We start from the raw sequence: 24,006 nt of genomic DNA, 5'->3' as shown, positions 1-24,006 counted from the left end.
TCAAAATTGTTACTTTTCTCTCTTTTGTAGATTGAATACTGTTCCTGCAGGGTCTTGAATCCAGTGCATATTTTCTGGAAGTTCTTCAAGCTCATCACAGGTTTCCACTCCTTTCGATTCCAAATAGCTTGTGGCTTGTTCTACATTGGGGACTGTAAGTTGTAACCAAGTTTCTGAATGTGTATAATTATCCACGCAGTCCAACCAAATTACATTTTTTCCAAATTTAACTTCATGGGTTCTTGAAACGGTTGGATTGGTAATTGGTTTTTCTTCCACATCCAACTTCAATATATCTCTGTAAAAAGCAACGGTTTTCTCATATTTATTTTTGGGAATCTTTATTGCAATGTTAATTCCTGCTTCAAACTCTGTATCCATAATTATTTCTTTTATTTTTTGTTGATAGTGATTTTAAATGATCGCCAACGTCTCGGCTATGATTTCGTTGTACCTACCAATAGGAAGGATTTTCCAGCGAGCTAGGGCCGCGGGACGAAATCAATCTTTTTTAAAAGTAGGAAATTTAGTTTAGGGGAGAGTGGAGCAATGAAGTAAAGCTAGTATTGTGTGCTGTGCTATTATTTCTTTTTGCATATGATCAGATACATCGGCTGATTTTCGTCCACTTCAGTGATTTCAAAAAGTCCGAATTTTTCAAATTCTGTTTTGACAGATTCTCGGTCATAGTAAAATATTCTTGCTCCTTTATGGGTTTCGTAACGGTCTTTACCTATCAATTCACCTTGCCCAAATTGAGATGCGTTTTTATTTATAGCTGTAAAAACCATGAATCCGTTTTCGGTCAGTTGATTGTAACAGTCCTGGATTAGCTTTTTCCTTTCTTTGCTGTCCAATAAATGAATAAGAGCGTAACAAAATATTCCGTCATATTTATTACCATCAAAAGGCATTTTGGTTACAGAGCCATGAAAAATGGTCACTTCATTTCCATAATGTTTTTTTGCGAGTTGAATGGCTGTTTTTGAAATTTCAATTCCACTTACGGTTATTCCATTTTGGATAAATGTTTAGGCATTTCGACCATATCCAATTCCGGGAATTAAAATATTTTTTACCGAATTTTCTACAAAAAAGGTTTTTGTCAATTCAGCCGATTTTGCAGGTTCCATTCCCCACATTTCTTGCTTATCTCTAAAAGCAGTTTCCCAAAATTCTGTCATCCTATAAACAAATTTTATCTTCTAATAATTCACATTCAATTCCTTTACTTCTAAGTTGTTGAGTTATGTAATTTGTGTCTATCACTTTTCCTTCTATTCTTAAAATGGAATGACCGCAAGGGTATGGTTTATTGAAATCTTCCAAATCAAAAATAAATTCTATTTGTGGATACTCCTTTTCCAAAAATTGTAGAATTTCTATTGATAGAATTTCTGACTTTACATTGGTTATAAACACTTCTACCATAATTAAAAATTTTCTTGTGTGAGTTCATGATTTACCATTGCCCCGGTTATGTTCCCACTGCTAACGGCCATTGATACAGAACGCATCATTGTACTGTTGTCGCCACAGGCAAATATGCCCTCTTCTGTGGTTTTTTGCATAAAATTTACTTCAATATGTCCGCTTTCTGTAAATTCACAGCCTAATTCATTTGGTATATTAGAGCTTTGTTCAAATGGAATTGAAGCGTAGGCACATTCAAAACTTGCCGCACTGCCGTCTTTGAACACAATACTTTTTAATTGCCCATTTGTATGTTCGATTGAAGAAACTTCTTTTTCGATGATTTGAATAGTATGTTGCTTTAATTTTTTGAGCTGGTTTTCTTCAAAATCTTTCTTTTCAGAGGTAATGATTGTGATATCTTGCGTCAAATTATTGATTAAAGTGGCTAGGTGAAATGCTCTTTCCCCATTGGCAATAATTGCAGTTTTCTTATTTCGTATTTCATAACCGTGGCAATAAGGACAATGCACTACGGAAATTCCCCAACATTGCGAGAAGCCATTTATATCTGGCATTATGTCTTTAATTCCTGTGGCGAAAACCAATTTTTTTCCAGTAAAAATATCTCCACTTGAGGTAGTGATTTGAAAACCTTTTTTAATTTTCTTTCCACTTACAGCAAGTCCGTTATAAAATTTGACACTGTCGTATTTTGCTACTTGGCTCTTTGCAATTTCAGAAATTTCTTTTGGTGTACTTCCGTCTTGAGTTAAAAAATTATGCGAATGTGGTGTTTGTCGATTACACGGTTTTCCTGCATCAATTACCAAGGTCTCACGAAGTGAACGGCCTAAAGCCATTGCTGTTGAGAGTCCTGCATAGCTACCACCTATAATGATTACTTCAAAATCTTTTTTATTCATTTTGTTATTGTATTGACCAATGAGAGATAATGGTATAGGTAGGGCAATTACTAACATCCTTCCCCCAAATAGCCTGATTATTTTTCTTCCTATCATTTATTTTGCTAACGCGAATATGTCGCAATAGTAAATGTGGTCAAATATACTATCTTTTCGTATTATTGCAACATATTCGCAATAAAATATGAATCGAAGAAATACACCTTCAAAAGAAGCGATACTAGATTTGCTTTCAGGTTCAAAAAAAGCATTAAGTCAAGATGCTATTGAACGGCAGTTGGATATTGAAATTAATAGAGCTACAATTTATAGAGTGCTGAATAGATTTTGTGAGGATGATATAGTCCACAAAATTGTAGCAGAAGATGGAAAACAATATTTTGCAATCTGCAAAAAGTGTGATGATCCATCAGAAGTTTTTCAGCATCATTTTCATTTTAGGTGTCTGTCATGTGATACGATTGAATGCCTGCAAGTTCCGGTAGAGTATTCAGTTCCCAATGGCTATGAAGTTCAAAATGCAAATTGTGTTCTGACCGGTGTCTGTGATGACTGCTCCTAGGCTTGTTCGCATTGCATATAACCTTTAGTATAAGTATAGTAGCCGATTAGTTGATAGTATCTTTTCAAATTACAAGAATGTTTGTTAGTACTAAAGACCACTAATTCATACCATCTTGACGATTACTTTTCATACATTGTTGCCAATCGTGTTTATTGGTTATTGCCTAAGCTTTGTATCTTCATTTTGGCATGTTCATTATTAGGATTTAGCTCAAGTGACTTTTTATAATTTTCGATTGCTTTTTTGTTATCTCCGAGAGATTCATAAGTTTCTCCTAAACTATCAAAAGCATTAAATGAATTGGGGAAGTTTTCTGTATTTAAGATAAAGAAGGCCAGTGCTTTAGATTTTTCATTTTCGTCTCTACTCCGTAACATTCTATAACCTATTCGGTTAACAAGAGATTCTGGTGGACTAAAATTCCAAGATAGTCGCTGAGAAAGAGACTTGAAATGTTGAGTTAGTTGTTCTTTGCTTTCCACATCTCGATAGGAAATCCCATAGTCTTCAAAAATGCTTGAAATTCCATTATAAAAAGCTATTGGAGGAACAGAACCGTGGGTTTCATTTTCAAAGTATTCCAATTTTGCAGGAAACTTACCTTCACATTTACTATTCAATGCCTCGTATAACCTAACATGGCGGTCACGATTTCTGATATTCCTTTTGCCCCAATTGGCAGTGGCTATGTAGATGAATCTTTCAAATGACTGCTCGGTTACGGCATCTAATTTTTTATCCATGGTTTCTTCGTCCCATGTTCCAAAACTTGGGTCAACCGCAATGAACGCATTGAAAAGAGTCTCTTCTTTCATGTAGGTATGGGCAGCTAGTAATCCACCTAAAGAATGTCCAAAAAGTATTCGATAGGGGGCAGTTCTAAACTTTTGATCTAACTCAGGCAAAAGTTCATCTTCCAAAAAGCTGAGAAAACTATCTCCACCGCCTGTATTATTCTCTCTAACTGTAATGACCTTGTCTGGTGTGTAGTCTCTTCTTCTATCTACATTTTGAATAGCAACCACAATCATCTCTGGAATTTTCCAGCTTCTATATACATCAGAACTCATGTAGTTTACCATTCCTGCTATGGGCTTAAAGTGCAAATTTCCATCAAGTACAATAAGCACCGGATATCTCTTATAGGATGATTCTTTATTATTATATGAATCAGGAAGACTAATCCAATATTCCCTGTCTTCTTGCAAGATATTAGACCTAAGCGAATATTTTGTGCCGATGACAATTTGTCCAACATCTTGTGATTTTACCTGATTAATACCTAATAACAAAAGTAGTACTGCAATGATATTTTTATACATTCTGTTGATTTCTATGTTATGGACAACGGTTTAGTATATGAAAAGTAGGCGATTTCGAAGCACCAAACTTTCGTATGAACAAAAGGTTTGATACGAGCCTATATTCTTGATTTTATCACTGTTTCGCCTATTTTTTGTATACATTGTTACCTGCTGGCTTTATTCTTTTTAATTCATATACGATACATGTTGTACCATCAAAGTCCCTTTCTTCAACAAATTCAAATCCTAGTCTTTCGTAAAATCTTTGAGCTTTAGTATTGGATTTAAGCGGGTCAATTAAAATTCCATCCACCAATTCGTTTTCAAAACATTTCTCAATAGCGAGATTCATCATTTTTGTGCCGTATCCCTTATTCAGATTATGTTCTTCTCCAATCCAAATATCAATAGCTCTTTTGTTCGGTTCAACTTCTCCCCAATAATGAGTTTCCTCCAATAGAGGGTCAATTATTTGTATAAATCCAATTGATTCTCCGTTTACTTCGGCTATCAATTGTTCCCTCCATTCAGGATTTTGGTTAAGTTCTTTTTCCCAATCCCAATCGTCATCAGGGTCACAGTCAATCACGTGCTGTTTCGTGTCCCAATATTGGACCAAATCTAGGTCTTGTATTGATGCTGTTCTTAATTTCAATCTTCAGTTTCTTTTGCTTGCAGGTAACGGTTTTATACCCATTGTTGTAAGCAGTTTTTATTTAATCCGTTTTTTAATTAGTATTATTTGTCCAAGATGATAATAAGTATGTTCAATCATAGCATCAATATTCCTGTAATAAGTTCCATATTGTTTATCTACAAAGTCCGATAATATTTTTTCGTCAGTCATCTTTTCCACAAGTTCAATAAATTCTTCCGAGTCAAGGCAGAACTTATTCACTAAATTTTTCCAATCTTGTTCAGACTTTATTGGTTGGTAATCAAAACTATATTTATCTCGAATATCAAGTGTTCCGCCTTTAAGAACGTTTGCCACCCCGGCTATATAGTAATCAATGTGAAAAGTCAAATCGGCAATAGTGTTGAAGTCATCTATTTTTCGAGTTGCTTGTTTCCAATCAAGGTCAATTATTTGGTCTTTGAAATTTGTGCCAATAACCCATTTGCCTTCTGTAAAAACCTCTTTTAGTCGGTCCGCTAAGTATTCGTTTAGTCTCATCTTAGATTAGTAGCTTTATTTTTTTGCGTTTTCTCAAATAGCTTACAACGGTCTCGGCTATGAGTAGTTGCGTGGTTTAGCGATTAACTTTGCAAGTACACACCAAACTGAAAATCCGCTAGGATTTTCAGAAGTAGGCGAGAACAAGCAATTACTTATAGCCATCTTAAGTTTGATTCTGATTAAATTATAGTCATAAATCAGAAAGAACAAAAGAGAGGAACAAGGTCAATATAGCCATAGGAAGTATCGATTCCGTCAACATTGATGACCCCCTCTCTTTTCCACTCAAGAATTCGTTCAGTTCTGTGAGACCTAGATCTCGATTTCAAGTTGTTGAAGCTTAAGTGGAGCGTCCTTTCCAAAACATTTTCCTATGAATAAAGATAAAGAAATCCACGGAGTGGACATCAGCAAGGATGTATTTGATGTGTTCCACCATGAGGGTGTTCACCATCAGTACCCGAACACCTTGAAGGGGTTCAGGGATTATTTCAGGAGTTTAAACCCCAACAGTCTAGTGGTAATGGAAGCCACTGGTTATTACCATTATCTATTGGCCCAGTTCCTTTATGACCAGGGCATGGCCGTATCGGTTGTGAACCCTTTGTCCGTAAAACGTTTTGTGCAGATGAAGCTTTCCAAGGTCAAGACGGACAAGAGCGATGCCAAGGCCATAGCGGAGTATGCCAAGGTCAACGCTGTTCCCCTGTACGACGGCAAGGGCGAGGACCAAGCGGAGAGTCTCCAATTGTTGGCCCTGATGGACATCTATCTCAAACAGCGGACACAGGTAAAGAACAAGCTGCACGGTGAAAAGGTCCTGGGCATACCCTCAAGGGCAGTCCATTCATCCTTGGTGCGAACATTGAAAAGCCTGGACAGGGAGCTGGAGGCCCTTCAGTCGAGATTGCTAGCATTGGTCAAGAAAACGCAGCAAAGGCAGCTGACGAACTTGAAGAGCATACCGGGACTTGGGGACAAAACGGTGGCCTTGCTGATCATATTGACGGATGGCTTTACCAAGTTCGAGAATGCGGGACAGTTGTGCAATTACGCGGGAATAACTCCCACGACCAGACGTTCGGGCAGCAGCGTAAGGGGAAAGAGCAGGATAAGTAAGGTCGGTAACAGAAAATTGAGAAATCTATTGTTCCTATGCGCTTTTTCCGCCTGCAAGCACAACAAAGCGTGCCTGGAAATCTATGAACGCAACGGCCAAGGGAAAAAGCAAGAAACTGGCATTGATAGCGGTATCGAACAAACTGTTGAAGCAGGCATTTGCCATTGCAAAATCTGGGCTGCCCTATGATGAAAACTATGTTTCGAAATTAAACTAAAAGAACTTGTTTTTTAACTCAGTTCTTTGTTGTGCGTAGTTTTTATTTTCCTCAATTTTACTTTTAATTCCATTTGCGTCAAAATCCTTAGCTCCCATTCCTATTTTTCTTTCCTTTCCGTTGTATTCAAATCCAATAACCTCCTTGTGAGGTGCATATAGACTCCAAAAAATATTCAGTCTGATATAGGGGTCACTTTTGACATTGTGAAGAATTTTGAGGTTAGCAATTTCTGAAATTTTGTAATTCTTTTTCAACTTGTAAAGTCCATATCCTTTTCTTGTCGATATATTCTTTCGGTCAATAATTATCTCATACTTACCAAATAAGAACCAAAGTAATTCGTTGATGATTAGAACTAAAAAATATGTAAGAATTCCATATTTGAGTATTTGTGGCAAGTCCAGATTTTTTAATGCAATTAAAATTTCAGACTTTTCAATAAACAGCCAGTAAATTAAAACTATTCCTAAGAGGAGCCAACTCCAAAAGAAGTACCAAATCCATCTTGATTTATATTCAAATGTTTGCTTCAGAGTACTAATTTTAAATTACGCACAACGGTTAGTATATGGAAAGTAGGCGATTTCGAAGCTCTAAACTTTCGGTTGAGCACAAAGTTTCAAACGAGCCAAAAGCCTTGATTTCATTACTATTTCGCCTATTTTTTATATACATTGTTACCTGCTGGCTTTTTTCAGTTTATTATTCGTGTTAATTTTAATGGCAAGAAAATTTCTTTATCATTTTCCTCCAATTTTTGTCCGATTTCACATTCTACATCCACCATATAAGCTCTGTCCGGAAATCGCACAGCGACACGACCTTCTTTTTTACGAGTCAATAACATTTCAAATCCGTCATCAGGAATTTTTCCTTTCAGTTGTTTTAGAACGTCCAGATGAAAATCAAACGTTGCCACATAAGTTGTTTCATTTAAAGTAGCTCCGCCGACATTGATAGTGAACATATCATTGTCAAGTTGAGTTATGTTTGTAACTGGTATTTGAGGGAAAATTAAAATCGTATTTTTGTCAAATCCAAGCCGTTTAAGGTGTAATCCTAAATCTTTTTTGTATTCAAGACTATTTGTTGAAAATACATTTTTAGGTGATAAAATAGCTTTAAGATTTTCCCAGTATAATGGTATTGCCTGCATTTGGAAATGCATAAGTGGTTCAAAATTGTCTACACTATAAAGGACAAATTCTTTTCCATTACAGAGCGAAAAAAATCTTGCTCTTATTTCAGGATGAATTGCGTAAGAATATGCCTGTTCAACATTTTTAGATTTTATTATTGATTCCGTAGGTGACTTTGCATCTAAAATCCAGCTTGGCTTGTCATTGACTTCAAAAAGATAGTCTGGAATAATATAAATTTTCTTTTTCTGCGAGCCAATTGCAACGAATGGATGGATTAAATTTCTACTCCGAATAATTTGGTTTGGTTTATTTGCACTATACCCTAAACCTTTGATTATTGGAAGAACTATTTCTTCACGAACTGAATCTTCCTTAAATTCAGGGTTTTCCAACAGTCGATAATCGAAATGTTCTAAAATATTGTTGATTTTATGACTGTTCATTATTTAAGCACGATGTTTTTTTAGCTTGCAGGTAACTGAACTTTCTCCCTATTAGGCCGCCAAATTGGAAGGCTATGCTTAGGTTTTGATAATATTCGTTCAGTATAGTTGCATGTTTTATTTTCTTACATCGCAATATAACCATTATTATAGCTCATCGAATGGATTGCCAATATTCTGTATGCTATTCTCGGTAACATGGGTGTAGATCATGGTGGTCTTAGGACTGCTATGCCCCAATAACTCTTGTATATAGCGGATATCCGTTCCATTTTCCAGAAAATGCGTTGCAAAGCTATGCCTAAGCGTATGCAACGTAACTTCCTTCTGAATTCCAGCTTTTACAACTGCATTTCGTAAAACGCGCTGCGCACTGCTCGTACTGTATTTTTTAGAATTCTGCCCTTCAAACAGGTACACCTTCGGTTTAAAGTGCTTATAATACTCATGGAATAGGGTCAAAAAACTTTGGGATAACAGCGTATACCTATCCTTTTTCCCTTTTCCGCCCTTAATGTGTATCAGCATCCGATGGCGATCAATATCGTTCACTTTCAGGTTAACGGCCTCGCCAATGCGTAGACCTCCAGAATAAATAAGTGCCAACAAGGTTTTGTGTTTAAGATTGATGGAATACCGCATAAAAAAACGGGTTACTTCCACATAGGTGTTTACGGTGTGGGGACTCAGCCTTTTTTCTTCAAGCCAACGCCGGAACCTTATTAATTCTTCATGGTGAAACGGGTCAGTGGGGGGTAAAGAGAGCCGTTTTTCCTTAATTGGTGCCTCAAATGGCTTGGGAGGAAACTCGGAGTAGTCCACATAGCAATTTATCTTTCGCAGATGATGGAACAGAACACCTACGCTTGTGGCAGAATACTTCAAATAAAGGTTTCCATCTAAAGGTCTTCTTTTTATGCCCTGCAAACCAAGGACGTGATTATGTATCACAGGATTGGGGTCAAAAAGGATTAAAATGATTTTTTCACCATGTAGCTCCCCCGGAATCAATTTTACGGTTTTCATCCATAGATGTTTTACGATAAAGGGGTTGCTGCACTATGGAAATCGATAATAAAGCTCAAATTACAAAATGATATGACATTCCACCAAACAATTTAATGCCCTGCACAAATCCTTTAAAGCATCATCAAAACCGAGAAAGGTGAAGGCCTATAAATCCTTTACATAAGTACGCCTACGTTTAATGACCTTAGGGTCGAAATGCTTCCACATTTGGTGTATGGCAATATTGTCCTCCAATTCGGGTGTACGAATGCAGTTCACCACGCCCCGCTTTTTAAAAGTATGGTAATACTCATTAAAAATAATGGAGGTAACCCCTTTATTCTGATATTTCGGATGAATACCGATCAAGTAGAAAATGGCATCCTTGCTATTCTTTCGAGCACTCAACAAATGGAAAATACCAAAAGGGAACAGCTTGCCGTTCGCCTTCTGCAGTGCTTCCGAAAAAGAAGGCATAACAATGGCAAAGGCCACTAGGTTATCATCTCCATCAACCACAAATTTGATGTATTCGGGATTGATGAAACTGATATATTTTTTCTTGAAATATTCCTTTTGAATGTCCGTGATCTTAACAAAAGAGGACAGTTTGGCGTAGGAGTCGTTAAAAAGGTCGAACATCTTGTCCACCCATGGCATAATCTCGGAACTTTTTTCAAAGTTAAGTTCTCGGAGACCATATCGCTTTTTAATCAACAAGTTGGCCTTATAAAATAGTTTTGGGTCCGCATTGGCAGCCAAAAACTTGCTCTCGCTGTATTTTTTCTCCACTTTAAACCCGTGATGCTCATAGTGCGATTGGTAATATGGATGATTGTACCAAGTGATCATGTTCCCGATGTGGTCAAAACCTTCGGTGAGTACGCCCACTTTGTCCAAATTGGAAAATCCCACGGGACCTTCCATATACTCAAGCTTATTTTCGTTCCCAATCTCTTGCACTTTGTCCAACAAAGCTTTGGAAACCTCAAGGTCGTCCACAAAATCGAACCATCCAAAACGCATTTTTTTAAGGCCTTGTTCGTTTACTTCCAACCAATTGATGATGGCCGCTACACGACCCACAATCTTGTTGTCCCTGTAGGCCAAAAAGAACAGCGCTTCCGCTGTCTTAAAAACAGGGTTCTCGTTCTTATCAAACGAAGCCATTTCATCTTTAATGATAGGCGGAACCCAATACGGGGTGTCCTTGTATAGCGAAAAAGGAAATTTTACAAAACGCTTAAGGTCGGACTTGGACTGAACTTGCTTAACGGATATCATACATGCAAATTAATGCTCAATATTATGAATATTACTTGCGGTAGAAAAATGAAGTTGACGGAAAACTTAAAAATCTATGCCCCCGCCATTCTTTTTGTTACGCCTTTTTGATTTTTTATTGGAGTTCTTCTTGATTTTTCCGTTCATGCCCGATTGTTGTTCGTTGATAGGGATGAGTTCATCCTTGTGAAAATCCAAACGGTAAGAAAAGCCGAGTACCACAAAAATGCGCGAAGGGTCGCTCTGAAAATTAGAACCTAAATGAAAATCGGCCTGAAAATTCGGATTGATCAAACGGGCTACACCTGTTCTAAGAATGATATCGGAATAGCGGTCCCCAGAAATGCCCTGGCCTTCAAAAAACACGCTCCATCTAGGATCACGAAAAGCATGCGTAACCGAAAGAGCATAGCGCCATTCAGGGAAATCGGTGGTAATACGATCATAGGCAATATTGGAAATCAATACAAACCTAGGGGAAAGCCTGCTCTGTGTCTGTATGCCCCCACGGTACGAAACCGTAGGTTCCCCAGGGTAAAAAGGATTATCGCCCACTACAAAATTGGCTCCCCCGTATACCGATACGGCAGGAATCAAATTTTTCCATTGGAATAAATTATTGGCCCTCCAGCTATATAGGTTGGGTTTATTGCGCTCCGGATTTTTATACGGGTCAAAAACCAAATACTTTAGCCCAGCCCGATTCCTTGAAAAATTCGTCAAGGTACCTTCAATGCCAAGATCGGGGTAGGTAATGTTCTGTGTGATGAACGATCCCTCAACGATTACTTCCAGTTCTTCAAAAAGCAAACCGTACCTAAAAGCATAATCGGCCCCAAAAATGTTGGAGTCCGAATTTAAATCTGCATTATCCTGCTGCTCGTACAGCATCCCAATTTCGGCCTGTACCACATTTTTTCCAACAGCGTAGGCACTGGCAGCCCTTCCGGGTCGGTTGGAGTTGATGACATCGGTATATTGGGCGAAAGTAAAGGTTGGGATTAGAACGAAAAGAAATAATAACTTTTTGATCATGGAAATGTCCATATAACTGGGTTTTTAATACTATTTTAAGATACGTTTGATGGGTTTACGAGACTAACAGTGTAAATTTGATTCAATAACGAAGGTTATATGGTTTTACTACAAACGATTTTAATTGTCATATTAGTATACTACGGGTTCAAATTCCTCTTAAAGTGGTTGGCCCCGAAGCTGTTAAATTATGCAGTTAAAAAAACGAGCGAACGATTTGTACAACAATTCGGGAATCCCCAAGATTTTGACCGTGGACAACGTACCGAAGGGGAGACTACCATTTCCAAAAAACCGCCGCGCAAGTCCAATCCCTCAAAAAAAGTTGGAGAATACATAGATTTTGAGGAAATTGATTAATATTTGCGCTATCAAAACCTATCCATGAACTTTTCTCCAAAAGCCATTATCACCCATATTTGTGTTATCGCTTTATTCATTCTCGCTTCGCTGGTTTACTTTTACCCAGTTTTGCAGGGAAAGGCCATTTACCAATCGGATATTGCCCAGTATAAGGGCATGGCTCAGGAACGAGATGCTTACAAAGACCTAACGGGCGAGGAGTCTTACTGGACCAATAGCGCTTTTGGCGGCATGCCCACCTACCAATTGGGGGCGAACTATCCGCACAACTACGTAAAGGAATTGGACCGTTTGATTCGGTTTTTGCCCAGACCTGCAGATTATCTTTTTTTGTATTTGATAGGCTTTTACATTCTGCTTTTATGTTTAAAAGTTGATTTTAGATTGGCGGCTTTGGGAGCCATTGCTTTTGGGTTCTCCACCTATATGATTATTATTCTTGGTGTGGGGCACAATGCCAAGGCCCATGCATTGGGATATATTCCGATGGTCTTGGGTGGAATCGTTCTCGTTTTTCGAAAAAATTACATTCTAGGGTTTATCCTCACGGCATTGGCCATGGCCTTGGAGATAAATGCCAACCACTACCAGATGACCTATTATTTTATGCTTTTGGTATTGGTAATGGGATTGGTCTATCTTATTTATGCCATCAAGGAAAAGGAGCTTAAACATTTTTTTGCGTCTGTCGGTATTTTGATATTGGCCGTAGTACTTTCTATTTTCACCAATGCTACGAGCCTTATGGCCACCAAGGAGTATGCCGATTGGAGTACCCGTGGTAAATCCGAACTCACTATAAATCCTGATGGGAGTGAAAAGGAGATTTCCACTGGACTGGACAAAGAATACATCACGCAATATAGCTACGGAATTGCCGAATCACTCAATCTATTTGCTCCTCGATTGTTCGGAGGTTCAGGAGGGGAGGATTTAGGTAAGGATTCAAAAGCTTACGAGTATTTGACCAATCAAGGTCTTTCTCCAACCAGAGCCATGGAATTTTCAAGCAGTCTACCACTATATTGGGGAGATCAGCCCATTGTGGCTGCACCTGCCTACGTAGGGGCCATTGTGTTCTTCTTGTTTTTATTGGGTGTATTTCTGGTGGATGGCAAAAAGAAATGGTGGTTGTTGTCAGGTGCTATTTTGTCACTTCTACTTTCATGGGGACGTAATTTTCCGCTGCTCACCAATTTTATGATTGATTACTTCCCAATGTACAACAAATTCAGGGCAGTTTCTTCTATTCAAGTGGTATTGGAACTTTGTTTGCCTTTACTGGGAGTTTTGGGAATTAGGGAATTGTTCAAATCATCCGTGGAACAAAAAGAAAAACTAAAGGCTTTAAAGCTGAGCTTCTTTATCTCTTTGGGATTGGGTATTGTGATTTTCTTGTTAAAAGGTTTCTTCGATTTTGAAGGGATGAGGGACGAAACGTATCGTGGATATTTTGGCGATGAAGTAATGACAATGATTCAGCGCGATCGTGAAGCTGTCTATGTTAACGACACTATCCGCTCTTTGATTTATGTGACTTTGGCAGCCGCGGCACTTTGGTTCTTTATCAAAGATAAAATCAATAAAAATATATTGGTGTTCGCCTTGGGCGCACTGATCCTGTTTGATTTGGTAGGAGTGGACCTCAGATATGTGAACGAGGATGATTTTGTACGCCAGCGTCAGGTGAACGAACCCTTCCAAGCCAGTCAGCTGGACCAGATGATTCAGCAGGATGATTCTATCTACAGGGTTTTTGACCCGCAAGAAGGACTCAATGGAGCAAGGACTTCCTATTTTCATAAATCCGTTGGAGGGTATCATGCGGCAAAACCTAGAGCGCTTCAGAACCTGTTCGAATACCATTTGTACCAGAACAATCTTCAGGTAATGAATATGTTGAATGTTAAATATGTAATTCAGCAAGATGATGAAGGGAACAGTTACCCTGCCGTTAACCCCGATGCCAATGGAAACGCGTGGTTTGTAGATCAATTAGTGCCTGTTTCGTCTGCCAATGAAGAAATTTTAAAGCTCAAGGACTTCAATTCCAAAACGCAGGCAGTGGTGAATACCAAGGAATATCCGGAATTGACCAAACTTCGATATATGGTCGATTCTACTGCAAGTATCGATTTGGTGGATTACCACCCCGATTATCTAAAATACAGCTCCAACAATTCCAATGACGGTTTTGCCGTATTCTCCGAGATGCATTACCCATCGGGTTGGAATGCCTTTATCGATGGGAAACCACAGGACCATTACAAAGTGGATTATGCACTTCGTGGTATGAAAGTGCCTGCCGGTCAGCACGAAATCGAGTTCAAGTTCGAGCCCGAAGTGGTGGAAACAGGAAGCCAGATTACCTTGGCAGCCAATATTTTATTGGGATTGATCATTGTTGGGGGATTGGGCTTCACGCTATTCCGTGGTAAAAAGGAAGAATCCTAATGCGAAAAATTTTGGTCATAGCGTACTATTGGCCTCCTGCTGGGGGACCAGGGGTACAGCGCTGGCTGAAGTTCGTTAAATATTTGCCCGATTTTGGTATTGAACCTATTGTGTATGTTCCCGAAAACCCCAGCTATCCTTTAATGGACGAAAAATTGATTGATGAAGTTCCATCATCCATCAAAATCCTAAAACAGCCCATTAAGGAGCCATATGGTTGGGCTTCATTGCTTTCCAAAAAAAAGACGAAGACCATTAGTTCGGGAATCATCAAAGAAAAAGACCCGTCGATAATCGAGAAGGTGTTGCTATGGATTCGTGGTAATCTTTTTATTCCGGATGCGAGGAAATTTTGGGTGAAACCATCTATTTCCTTTTTGGCAAAAGTAATTGCGGACGAGGGAATTGAAACGATTGTTACTACGGGACCACCACATAGTTTGCATTTGATAGGACTTGGTCTTAAAAAGAAATACAACATTCAATGGATTGTTGATTTTCGCGACCCTTGGACATCGATAGGCTACCATAAAAACCTAAGATTGACGGAATCATCAAAAGCAAAACACAAAGCTTTGGAAAAAGGAGTTTTGGTTAAAGCGGATAAGATTGTGGTTACCAGCCACACTACTAAAACGGAATTTGAAGCCATTACTCCAAAACCCATAAAGGTAGTCACCAATGGTTTTGATGATGAATTGCAACCCGTAGCCCTAGATTCCAAATTTACCATCTCCCATATAGGTTCGCTATTGACAGGAAGAAACCCTTTGGGTTTATGGGAAGCGCTACAGCAATTGATATCAGAGAGCGAAGATCTCAAGCAGGCGTTAAAAATACAATTGGCGGGTGTAGTAGGGGAGGAAGTACTGCAATCCATCAAAGAATTTGGACTTTCGGATTATGTGGAGCAATTAGGCTATCTCTCGCACGATAAGGTCTTGGAAACCCAGCAGAAATCACAGATACTTCTCTTATTGGAAATTGATTCCAAAGAGACCCAAGGCATCATCCCAGGAAAACTGTTTGAGTATTTGAACGCCAGGAGGCCTATTCTGGCCATCGGCCCCGAAGGATGGGAGGCAGGTGAAATGGTGGAACGGCACCACGCTGGAAATATGTGCTTGCATACCGATGTTGCGACCTTAAAAAATGTACTTTTGAATGCATTTCAAGAATATCAAAATGGTACTTTGTCCTGTGATTCAGAAGGAGTGGAGCAGTACCACAGAAAGGCATTAACGGAATCTTTGGCTAAATTTATCTAATGGGCGTTGTTCTAAAACAATCCATACAAAATACTGTGGTTACGTATTTGGGGTTCTTTTTTGGGGCCATCAATACGTTGTTTTTGTATACCAAGATTCTCCCTGATGAATACTACGGTCTTGTGACTTTTATTTTGGCTTCGGGCGCCATTTTGATGCCATTGATGGCTTTTGGGGTGCATAATACCTTGGTAAAGTTCTACAGTAACCATCAAGAGGGTGAAAAGGATGGTTTTTTCACTTTGATGTTGTTGATTCCTTTGTTGGGAATACTTCCCGTTACTTTGGTGGGTTTGATTTGGTACGAGCCAATAGGTAATTGGGTTTCACAAGTAAACCCTATGGTGAAGGATTATCTTTGGTACGTGTTTTTTGTGGGATTGGCCATGGCATATTTTGAGGTGTTCTATTCGTGGTGCCGGGTATACCTTAAATCGGTTTTTGGAAACTTTATGAAAGAGGTTTTCGCAAGGATAGGGGTATCTATTTTACTTCTCCTTTTTTATTTTGATGTAATTTCATTGGACGTTTTCTTTAAGTGTTTGGTGGGGCTGTATCTTTTGCGAACCATCATCATCAAAATTTATGCGTTTACCCTTCGGATGCCCAAAATGGATTTTAATCTTCCACCCTTTACCAAAGAAATTTTATCCTATTCCTTTTTGATTATTCTAGGTGGTTCCGCTGCGCTCATTCTTTTGGAAATTGACAAGGTGATGCTGAACCAATTCATCAGTATTGAAAATGTAGCGTATTATGGGGTGTCGGTTTATATTGCAACGGTGATTATTGTGCCCTCCCGTGCGATGCACCAGATTACATATCCACTCACCGCCGAACTCATGAACCTTGGGAATCAATCGGAATTGGAGAAGTTATATCAGAAAAGTTCGCTGACACTCTTTATTGCTTCTGGGATATTGTTTGTGCTCATTATTCTTAACCTGAACGACCTCTATTTAATGTTGCCGGAGAATTACAGAAACGGTTTTACCATTGTGTTTTTGATTGGTTTGGCCAAAGTGATGGATTCCATTTTGGGAAACATTAATTCTATTCTGTACAATTCCGATTATTACAAAACGGTACTCGTATTTGGAGTGTGTTTGGCAGCTTTGACGATTATCCTAAACTATTTGCTGATTCCAAAGTTAGGTTTGGAAGGAGCGGCCTTGGCAAGTTTTGTCTCCATTTTCATATTCAATCTGGTAAAGCTGGTTTTTGTGAAAATGAAGTTTGGTATAATGCCGTTTACATCGGCTACGTTCAAAGTTTTTGCAACCTTGGTGCTTTTGGCGGTGTTGTTCGATTTGGTGCAGTTTCAATTTCACCCCGTTATCAATATCGGTTTAAAATCACTACTTGTGGTGGTTATGTACGTAGGTATTTTGTATCGCTTCAATATTTCTGAAGATGTGACGGGCTTCCTATCCAAATGGCTCAAAAAAAATACCCCGTAGCGAATAAATTCAACTACGGGGTAAACAACTAACCAACCTAAAAACTTATTTTTAATTGTTTCTTCTGGAAGAACCTCTGGAGCTACTTGTTCTCGCACTACTTTTCCTTGCACTTGAACTTCTGCTCACACTTGGCCTAGAGCTACTCTTTCTACTTACAGAGCTTTTTCTAACACTAGGGCTGGAGCTTCTGGAAACGGTTTTCCTTGAAGAAGAGTTCCCTCTGCTAATCTCAGACCTATTTGGTGTTCTCGATGTGGTCTGAGGCTTTCTATAAGTACTCTGGGCAGAACGATTCACGGTTCTACTGCTTGTACCAGAGGTTACCTTTCTTGCACTTGAGCTCCTATTATTGGACGCTCTTGTAGCTTTATTATTGGAAGCCGTTGTTCTTCCAGATGATCTTGTTACATTATTCGACTTTCTATTTGCATTGCTCCTAGAATCTCTAGTGGCAACTTTTTGTCTCTGCACAGAATTACTGGAGCGATTCACATTGCTATTTCCTCTCCTAGAAGAATTATTGGAAACCGTAGCATTGCTTCTACCGTAATCAGCTCTTCTAACGTTGTTGTCCCTAACAGCAACTCTTCTGTCATTTCTATAGATATTTTCCCTTCTATAGGTATTATTGTTTCTGTAAACCTTACCCAATCTGGCATAAGCACGTCTTGTGTTATGTCTGTACGGAGCATAATAGGTATATCTAACAGGTCTATAATATCTTCTATAGGGCCTTGCATATACATTACAGAACCCTATTGAAGGTCTTGCAAAATATCTATGGAACGGTCTGTACACATATCCTCTGTTGTAAATGTTGATGTATCCTGTATAGTGGCTAAAAACGCCACCATTATAGTAAACATGCAATCCACCGATTCTGCGAACCCTACCATTGTTATACCAGATATCTACATTTCCGATTTGAGAAACACGTCCGTAATAATCATAAAAAATAGGTGTGTTCTCTACTTGGATTACGGCCCCATAATCATCGTATTGAACAAATGGATTATAGTTGTATCCTGAATTGAAGGTGATTCCAACATTTCCAATCTGGGCTCCAACGCCTACATTTACCCTGTTGTCGATATAAAAATCAAACTCACCATCTGGGTATACGGAAAATGTAACACCATCTTCCACAAAGATGAAGGAGTTTCCATAATTGTAATTTGTGGCATCAACCATTGAATTGGTTGTTTCTGCTTGAATACTTGGTATTCCGAAAACCACTGCTGCTATAATGAGTACTAACTTTTTCATACTACAAGGTTTTAAGTTCTAGATGCAACTATTTACATCCACCCTGTATAAATCAATCAGCGTGCCAAAAAATGTAAAACGCTGATTATCAGTAAAAAATTAGTGTATTAAGACTTATTTCTCAATAATAAACATTGACCTTCGGTTTAATTGGTGTGCTTCTTGCGTACAATTTGCGTCATTGTCGCAATCATTGATCAGTTGTGTTTCCCCATATCCTTTTGAAGTCAATCTATTTCGGTCAATACCCTTTTCTACAAGCCATTCAAGAGTAGATTTAGCCCTTCTTTCCGACAGTTGCATGTTGTAATTATCGTCGCCCCTCGAATCAGTATGTGATTCTATGTGGATTTTTAATTGAGGATATTGTTTCATGGCCTGCAGTATTTTGGCCAATTCTACCTCAGCATCTGAACGTATATTGTGTTTGTCAAAGTCAAAATAAATAGGTTGTAGATCCAATCTGCATCCTAGATCATTCACAGGACAATCGGGCGGAACAAGGGTTAGATCAACTTGTAAAGACATTGAACCTGAGGGTGTGCTTATCACTTTTTCCAAGGGTTGATATTCCTTTTCATCATTGGAAGCCCTTACTACATATTGATTTTCGCAAGCTATGTTTTCTTCAAATGCATAATTGCCATTCTGTTCGGTGATTTGTTGTGATACGATTTTATTGCCCTTGTCTATTAAATATACTATTGGACCTTCCAAAGGCTTTCCTGTTTTGGCATCCGTAACGGCACCATATACAACAGGTTTACAGTTTTATATCATCAAAACTACTGCTGCCACTACCTCCTCTGTTGGAGGAAAAGTAACCTGTTTTTTCTTCTTCGCGAACAATAAATCCAAAATCATTCTGATTGGAGTTTATCGGTTGACCTAGGTTTTGAATGCTCCAATAGCCCATCCCATCATTAAAAGACGCCATGAAAATATCCAAGCCCCTAAGTTCAATATGACCATCACTGGAAAAGAAGAGTTTATTTTTATCACTTATAAAAGGAAACGTTTCACGTTCTTGTGTATTTATTTCCGGCCCTATGTTCACTGGTTTGCCATAAGCTTCCATTCTCTAGAATATCCACATACCAGATATCCGATCCGCCCAAAGTACCTTCCATGTTGGAAGAAAAGTAGAGCTTTGTTTCTTCATTGTTCAGTGCTGGGTGTGCTGTTGAATAAGAATCATCGTTAAAGGGAAGTACCACGACATTGCCCTATGTACCATCATCCTTTTTGGTGCCTTGTAAATTTTTAAGCTCACCAATCTCTTTTTCCCTCTTTTTTTCCCCTCTTTTCTTTTTACCATTGATATAATTGTTCCGTGTAAACAATATCCGGCCCCATGTCTATTACAATATTGTTTCCATCAAAGGTTTCATTATTTGTACTTGTATTGAACACCCATATCGCATATCGTATGGTGGTACAACCTGGAGAATCGTTGTAGGGCGTCAAGGTGCTGCTTCCCAATGTTATAGCAATTCTCGGAACAAAGGCGTTTTCAGCCCCCAAAGACCTTGTTATGGTATTCAGAGATTCTTCATCCGAAATACCTGCTATAAAATCCGTGGATTCTTAAAATTGGTATTTTTTGGCTGCATTATCAAACAAAACCGAGATAATACCAACTAGAATAAAAAACACAAGTAGGAAGTCGTGTTTCTTTACGGGGGATGATTTGGAAAAGAGCATGGCTATATGAGTTGAGTTCTAACCCACAATATTAAGGAATCGACCTAATTATTTACTAGGTCAATTGACGGATGCCCCAAATGAATTGATATATGCACGTTATGAACTAATCGATTTTTATACACCTTGGTATAAAACACCAATTTTTGGATAGGAATTGATTGTATGTTTTTTGAAAAAATAGAACTATCCCTATAACTTTTCCTTTACATATTTAGCTGTGTACGATTCTTTATTTTTTATAATTTCCTCGGGAGTTCCTTCAACCACTAAATTTCCACCTTTATCGCCTCCTTCAAGACCAAGGTCGATGATGTAATCGGCACATTTTACGAGTTCCATATTATGTTCGATCACAATTACAGAATGTCCTTTGTCTATCAGTTCATCAAAGGATTTAAGTAGTTTTTTAATGTCGTGGAAGTGAAGTCCGGTCGTTGGCTCATCAAAAATGAACAATGCCTTTTCCTTAGTGTGTCCTTTTACCAAAAACGAAGCAAGTTTTATCCGCTGTGCCTCACCACCAGAAAGGGTAGAGGAGGACTGCCCCAAAGCAACATAACCTAATCCGACATCTTGCAAAGGTTTTAACTTGTTTACGATTTTGTCTTGTTGGTGGATTGAAAAATGCTCAACGGCATCATCAATGGTCATGTTAAGGATGTCGTCAATGTTCTTTCCTTCAAACTGTACTTCTAGGATATCCTTTTTGAAACGTTTTCCATCACAAGCATCACACTCCAAGTGTACATCGGCCATAAATTGCATCTCTACTGTAATCTCGCCTTCGCCCTTGCATTTTTCGCAGCGGCCACCATCAACATTAAACGAGAAATGTTTGGCTTGATAGCCTCGTAGTTTACTTAGCTTTTGTGAAGCGAACAGACTTCGGATGTCATCGTAGGCCTTGATATAGGTGACAGGGTTGGACCGTGAGGAACGGCCAATAGGATTCTGGTCCACAAACTCCACGTGTTTAATATGGGAAAACTTGCCTTCCATTGCAGAGAATTGACCTGCTTTTTCTCCGTATCCGCCTGTTTCCTTCAATATAGAAGGATAAAGTATTTTTCTGACCAAGGTACTTTTTCCGCTTCCTGATACTCCGGTGATTACCGTAAGCACATTCAATGGAAAGGTAACATCTATATTTTTTAGGTTGTTTTCGCGTGCACCCTTAATCTGAATATAATGTTTGGAATTCCTACGCTCTTTAGGAACTGGAATCTCCATGGTTCCATTAAGATAGGAAGCCGTTAATGAATCCGATTGAAGGATAGTTTCCCAATTTCCCGTGGCCACTACGTTTCCGCCCAAGGTTCCTGCTTCTGGTCCAATATCGATGATTTCATCAGCAGCCTTCATTATATCCTCGTCATGCTCTACCACAATAACGGTGTTGCCCAAGTCCCGAAGCGATTTTAAGACCTCAATCAAATTTTCGGTGTCGCGTGGGTGCAATCCAATACTGGGTTCGTCCAAAATATACATGGAACCTACCAAGCTACTACCTAAAGAAGTCGCCAAATTGATACGTTGGCTTTCCCCTCCTGAAAGTGTGTTGGATTTTCTGTTTAGAGTAAGGTAACTGAGGCCTACCTTCTCCAAAAAGTCCAACCGCGTTGTGATTTCGGTCAATAATCTTTTGGCAATAGAGGTATCGTGTTCGGAAAGCTGCAATGCTTCAAAAAACGGCATTATCTGGTTGATGGGCAGTTCGATCAAATCTGAAATGGATTTGCCACCTACTTTAACATAATCAGCTTCTTTGCGCAGTCGTTTTCCTTTACAGACAGTACATTTTGTTTTGCCTCGGTAACGGGAAAGCATCACCCTGTTCTGTATCTTATAGCTTTTTTCTTCTAGCTGCTCAAAAAATTTAGTGATTCCTATAAAATGTTCGTTCCCGTCCCAGACCAATTGTTTTTGCTCTTCGGAAAGTTCAAACCAAGGCTTGTGAATTGGAAAATCAAATTTATAAGCAGCATTCACCAACTGATATCGGTACCAGCCCATACTTTCGCCACGCCATGGAAAAATTGCATTTTCATAAACGGATAGGGCCGTGTTAGGAATCACCAAATCTTCATCAATACCGATAACATCACCGTATCCTTCACACTTGGGGCAAGCTCCGTATGGATTGTTGAAACTGAACAAATGAACGTTCGGCTCCAAAAACTTCATTCCATCCAGCTCAAATTGGTTACTGAACGTTTTTATTTCACCCGTTTGAAGGTTTTCAATGGCGCACTGGCCTTTTCCTTCAAAAAAGGCATTGTCAACTGCATTGGCCAAACGGTTGTAAAAGTCTTCATCATCCTTTACAATAATACGATCCACAACAAGGTCGAATTCCCTACCGATATCTTCAGGAACTTGGTCGATCCTAATAACTTCTCCGTTGTATTTGATACGCGCATATCCTTGCTTGGAGAACAGCTCCAACGATTTTAAAGGTTCCCGTTCTTCAGTAATAACGATAGGCGCCAACAATAGGAGTTTGTCCCTTTCGTTAAGTTCCTTTATATAATTAATGACATCGGTAACGGTATGTTTTTTTACTTCCTTGCCAGAAATAGGGGATATGGTCTTCCCGATTCTTGCATACAACAACTTTAAGTAGTCGTATATTTCGGTAGTCGTCCCAACAGTGGATCTAGGGTTGGTGGAATTTACTTTTTGTTCAATGGCAATGGCTGGGGCTATACCTTTAATATAGTCCACTTTGGGCTTGTCCAATTTGCCCAAAAACTGACGAGCATAAGAGGAAAGACTCTCCACGTACCTACGCTGGCCTTCTGCATACAAAGTATCAAAAGCTAAACTGGACTTCCCTGAACCTGATAAACCTGTGATAACCACTAACTTATCCCTTGGGATGACTACATCTATGTTTTTAAGGTTATGCAGTTTGGCACCTTTTATGATAATATTCTGCTTGGGATCTACGTTTATATTGATTGCCATTCGTTAAAATTAGGGTCTCAAAGATACGATACGCCACACTTAATACGTATATTGCATCAGTTAACATATAAAAATCGTCAACTCACAACATAGATTTTTAGATCGCCTAGCTATTTATCTATATTTGAAGTGTAATTAAAATCCTGATAGGCCTATACAGAATAATTACTTTTTAAAGATTAAAAACTGAATAACTAAGGTTTTCCTTTTATGGGGAGGACTGTGATTTTAACCCAAAAAAAGTAATTTGTATGGAACAACTACAGATTAATGACTCGATTTTAGTAAGAAATTATATTGACGGAGACGAAAAGGCTCTTGAAATCTTGATCAACAGGCATAACCAAAGAATCACCAGCTTTATTTATAGCAAAGTTTTGGACAGAGATGTTGCAGAGGACATCTTCCAGGACACCTTTATCAAGGTCATCAAAACCTTGAAAAAGGGAAGGTATAGCGAAGAAGGTAAATTTTTACCATGGGTGATGCGTATTGCGCACAACTTGGTGATAGACCACTTCCGTAAGAACAAAAGAATGCCCAAATTCGAGGGCAGTGATGACTTCAACATCTTTTCCGTTATCCATGACGAAAAGTTGAATGCCGAAAAGCAAATCATCAAAGATCAAATCGAGAGCGATCTTACCCTTTTGATAGATGAATTGCCGGACGACCAAAGGGAAGTATTGATCATGAGAATCTATAAGGACATGAGCTTTAAGGAAATATCCGAAAACACGAATGTTAGCATCAATACAGCTTTGGGAAGAATGCGTTATGCACTTATTAACCTAAGAAAGATTGTTGAGCGTAAGAATATCGTTTTAACGAATTAATCGAGCATTACGTCGAAGCCTGCAATATTTCCAATCTAGCGC

The 24,006-nt window shown here is 38.8% G+C and carries 24 protein-coding genes and 1 pseudogene; 7 read left to right on the top strand and 18 right to left on the bottom strand.

Annotated features, from left to right (window positions below; translation table 11 throughout):
- Positions 1 to 9: 9 nt before the first annotated feature.
- From K1F36_RS01465 to K1F36_RS01450, 5 genes are all read right to left on the bottom strand, one after another.
- On the bottom strand, positions 10 to 381 hold the full coding sequence (locus K1F36_RS01465) for a VOC family protein (RefSeq protein ID WP_220112201.1): 372 nt from the start codon (positions 379 to 381) through the stop codon (positions 10 to 12).
- A 200-nt stretch (positions 382 to 581) separates the two neighbouring features.
- A complete protein-coding gene (locus K1F36_RS01460; protein WP_313790057.1) occupies positions 582 to 1,013 on the bottom strand; it encodes a class I SAM-dependent methyltransferase in 432 nt (143 codons plus the stop codon).
- Between the two features lie 18 nt (positions 1,014 to 1,031).
- Positions 1,032 to 1,184, bottom strand: coding sequence for a hypothetical protein (locus K1F36_RS20050; protein ID WP_258538893.1), 153 nt, complete (start codon positions 1,182 to 1,184; stop codon positions 1,032 to 1,034).
- Between the two features lies 1 nt (position 1,185).
- Entirely contained in the window at positions 1,186 to 1,431 is a 246-nt protein-coding gene (locus K1F36_RS01455) for a hypothetical protein (RefSeq protein ID WP_220112200.1), read from the bottom strand.
- 2 nt (positions 1,432 to 1,433) lie between these two features.
- Positions 1,434 to 2,435, bottom strand: coding sequence for an NAD(P)/FAD-dependent oxidoreductase (locus K1F36_RS01450; protein ID WP_220112199.1), 1,002 nt, complete (start codon positions 2,433 to 2,435; stop codon positions 1,434 to 1,436).
- An 88-nt stretch (positions 2,436 to 2,523) separates the two neighbouring features.
- Between K1F36_RS01450 and K1F36_RS01445 the strand changes: the two genes are divergently transcribed.
- Positions 2,524 to 2,901, top strand: coding sequence for a Fur family transcriptional regulator (locus K1F36_RS01445; protein ID WP_220112198.1), 378 nt, complete (start codon positions 2,524 to 2,526; stop codon positions 2,899 to 2,901).
- 152 nt (positions 2,902 to 3,053) lie between these two features.
- Here K1F36_RS01445 and K1F36_RS01440 read toward each other — a convergent pair whose 3' ends face one another.
- From K1F36_RS01440 to K1F36_RS01430, 3 genes are all read right to left on the bottom strand, one after another.
- On the bottom strand, positions 3,054 to 4,226 hold the full coding sequence (locus K1F36_RS01440) for an alpha/beta hydrolase-fold protein (RefSeq protein ID WP_220112197.1): 1,173 nt from the start codon (positions 4,224 to 4,226) through the stop codon (positions 3,054 to 3,056).
- Between the two features lie 127 nt (positions 4,227 to 4,353).
- Positions 4,354 to 4,863, bottom strand: a complete 510-nt coding sequence (locus K1F36_RS01435) for a GNAT family N-acetyltransferase (RefSeq protein WP_220112196.1) — start codon at positions 4,861 to 4,863, stop codon at positions 4,354 to 4,356.
- A 57-nt stretch (positions 4,864 to 4,920) separates the two neighbouring features.
- On the bottom strand, positions 4,921 to 5,385 hold the full coding sequence (locus K1F36_RS01430; protein ID WP_220112195.1) for a DinB family protein: 465 nt from the start codon (positions 5,383 to 5,385) through the stop codon (positions 4,921 to 4,923).
- A gap of 376 nt (positions 5,386 to 5,761) precedes the next feature.
- On the opposite strand from K1F36_RS01430, the pseudogene K1F36_RS01425 reads away from it, so the two are divergent.
- Positions 5,762 to 6,725 (top strand): annotated as a pseudogene (locus K1F36_RS01425) (IS110 family RNA-guided transposase).
- On the opposite strand, the gene K1F36_RS01420 reads toward K1F36_RS01425, so the two are convergent.
- The 5 genes from K1F36_RS01420 to K1F36_RS01400 form a co-directional block, all read right to left on the bottom strand.
- Positions 6,722 to 7,126, bottom strand: coding sequence for a hypothetical protein (locus tag K1F36_RS01420; RefSeq protein ID WP_220112194.1), 405 nt, complete (start codon positions 7,124 to 7,126; stop codon positions 6,722 to 6,724). The pseudogene K1F36_RS01425 and the gene K1F36_RS01420 overlap by 4 nt on opposite strands.
- A gap of 296 nt (positions 7,127 to 7,422) precedes the next feature.
- Positions 7,423 to 8,313 (bottom strand): type I restriction enzyme HsdR N-terminal domain-containing protein, encoded by an 891-nt coding sequence (locus tag K1F36_RS01415; RefSeq protein WP_220112193.1) that lies wholly within the window; start codon positions 8,311 to 8,313, stop codon positions 7,423 to 7,425.
- 147 nt (positions 8,314 to 8,460) lie between these two features.
- Positions 8,461 to 9,339 carry a tyrosine-type recombinase/integrase gene (locus tag K1F36_RS01410; RefSeq protein ID WP_220112192.1) on the bottom strand — a complete coding sequence of 293 codons (879 nt, stop codon included), beginning with the start codon at positions 9,337 to 9,339 and terminating at the stop codon, positions 8,461 to 8,463.
- 147 nt (positions 9,340 to 9,486) lie between these two features.
- Complete coding sequence (locus K1F36_RS01405; protein WP_220112191.1) at positions 9,487 to 10,605, bottom strand: GNAT family N-acetyltransferase; 1,119 nt, start codon at positions 10,603 to 10,605, stop codon at positions 9,487 to 9,489.
- Positions 10,606 to 10,671: 66 nt separating this feature from the next.
- Positions 10,672 to 11,652: a transporter gene (locus K1F36_RS01400; protein ID WP_220112190.1), complete on the bottom strand. Its 981-nt coding sequence runs from the start codon at positions 11,650 to 11,652 to the stop codon at positions 10,672 to 10,674.
- 87 nt (positions 11,653 to 11,739) lie between these two features.
- On the opposite strand from K1F36_RS01400, the gene K1F36_RS01395 reads away from it, so the two are divergent.
- From K1F36_RS01395 to K1F36_RS01380, 4 genes are read left to right on the top strand one after another with little or no spacing between them, the layout of a single operon-like run.
- Positions 11,740 to 12,000 (top strand): DUF4834 family protein, encoded by a 261-nt coding sequence (locus K1F36_RS01395; RefSeq protein WP_220112189.1) that lies wholly within the window; start codon positions 11,740 to 11,742, stop codon positions 11,998 to 12,000.
- A 24-nt stretch (positions 12,001 to 12,024) separates the two neighbouring features.
- The gene (locus K1F36_RS01390) at positions 12,025 to 14,457 is read left to right on the top strand and encodes a YfhO family protein (protein ID WP_220112188.1); all 2,433 of its coding nucleotides are present in this window, start codon (positions 12,025 to 12,027) and stop codon (positions 14,455 to 14,457) included.
- Positions 14,457 to 15,725, top strand: coding sequence for a glycosyltransferase (locus K1F36_RS01385; RefSeq protein WP_220112187.1), 1,269 nt, complete (start codon positions 14,457 to 14,459; stop codon positions 15,723 to 15,725). Before K1F36_RS01390 ends, K1F36_RS01385 begins: the two co-directional genes overlap by 1 nt.
- Entirely contained in the window at positions 15,725 to 17,185 is a 1,461-nt protein-coding gene (locus tag K1F36_RS01380; protein ID WP_220112186.1) for a lipopolysaccharide biosynthesis protein, read from the top strand. Before K1F36_RS01385 ends, K1F36_RS01380 begins: the two co-directional genes overlap by 1 nt.
- A 51-nt stretch (positions 17,186 to 17,236) precedes the next feature.
- Here K1F36_RS01380 and K1F36_RS01375 read toward each other — a convergent pair whose 3' ends face one another.
- The 5 genes from K1F36_RS01375 to uvrA all read right to left on the bottom strand — a co-directional run bounded on the left by K1F36_RS01375 (position 17,237) and on the right by uvrA (position 23,128).
- The gene (locus K1F36_RS01375; RefSeq protein WP_220112185.1) at positions 17,237 to 18,454 is read right to left on the bottom strand and encodes a hypothetical protein; all 1,218 of its coding nucleotides are present in this window, start codon (positions 18,452 to 18,454) and stop codon (positions 17,237 to 17,239) included.
- A gap of 114 nt (positions 18,455 to 18,568) precedes the next feature.
- Entirely contained in the window at positions 18,569 to 19,171 is a 603-nt protein-coding gene (locus K1F36_RS01370; protein ID WP_220112184.1) for an OmpA family protein, read from the bottom strand.
- A gap of 46 nt (positions 19,172 to 19,217) precedes the next feature.
- Positions 19,218 to 19,532, bottom strand: a complete 315-nt coding sequence (locus K1F36_RS01365; protein ID WP_220112183.1) for a hypothetical protein — start codon at positions 19,530 to 19,532, stop codon at positions 19,218 to 19,220.
- A gap of 233 nt (positions 19,533 to 19,765) precedes the next feature.
- Positions 19,766 to 19,978, bottom strand: a complete 213-nt coding sequence (locus tag K1F36_RS01360) for a hypothetical protein (RefSeq protein WP_220112182.1) — start codon at positions 19,976 to 19,978, stop codon at positions 19,766 to 19,768.
- Positions 19,979 to 20,350: 372 nt separating this feature from the next.
- Complete coding sequence (gene uvrA / locus K1F36_RS01355; protein ID WP_220112181.1) at positions 20,351 to 23,128, bottom strand: excinuclease ABC subunit UvrA; 2,778 nt, start codon at positions 23,126 to 23,128, stop codon at positions 20,351 to 20,353.
- Between the two features lie 251 nt (positions 23,129 to 23,379).
- Between uvrA and K1F36_RS01350 the strand changes: the two genes are divergently transcribed.
- A complete protein-coding gene (locus tag K1F36_RS01350; protein WP_166247981.1) occupies positions 23,380 to 23,964 on the top strand; it encodes an RNA polymerase sigma factor in 585 nt (194 codons plus the stop codon).
- Positions 23,965 to 24,006: the final 42 nt, after the last annotated feature.

The organism is Flagellimonas abyssi (assembly GCF_019457905.1).
GTDB lineage: Bacteria > Bacteroidota > Bacteroidia > Flavobacteriales > Flavobacteriaceae > Flagellimonas > Flagellimonas abyssi.
The sequence above is the reverse complement of the archived record's forward strand: the minus strand, read 5'-3'. Positions and strand labels throughout refer to the sequence as shown.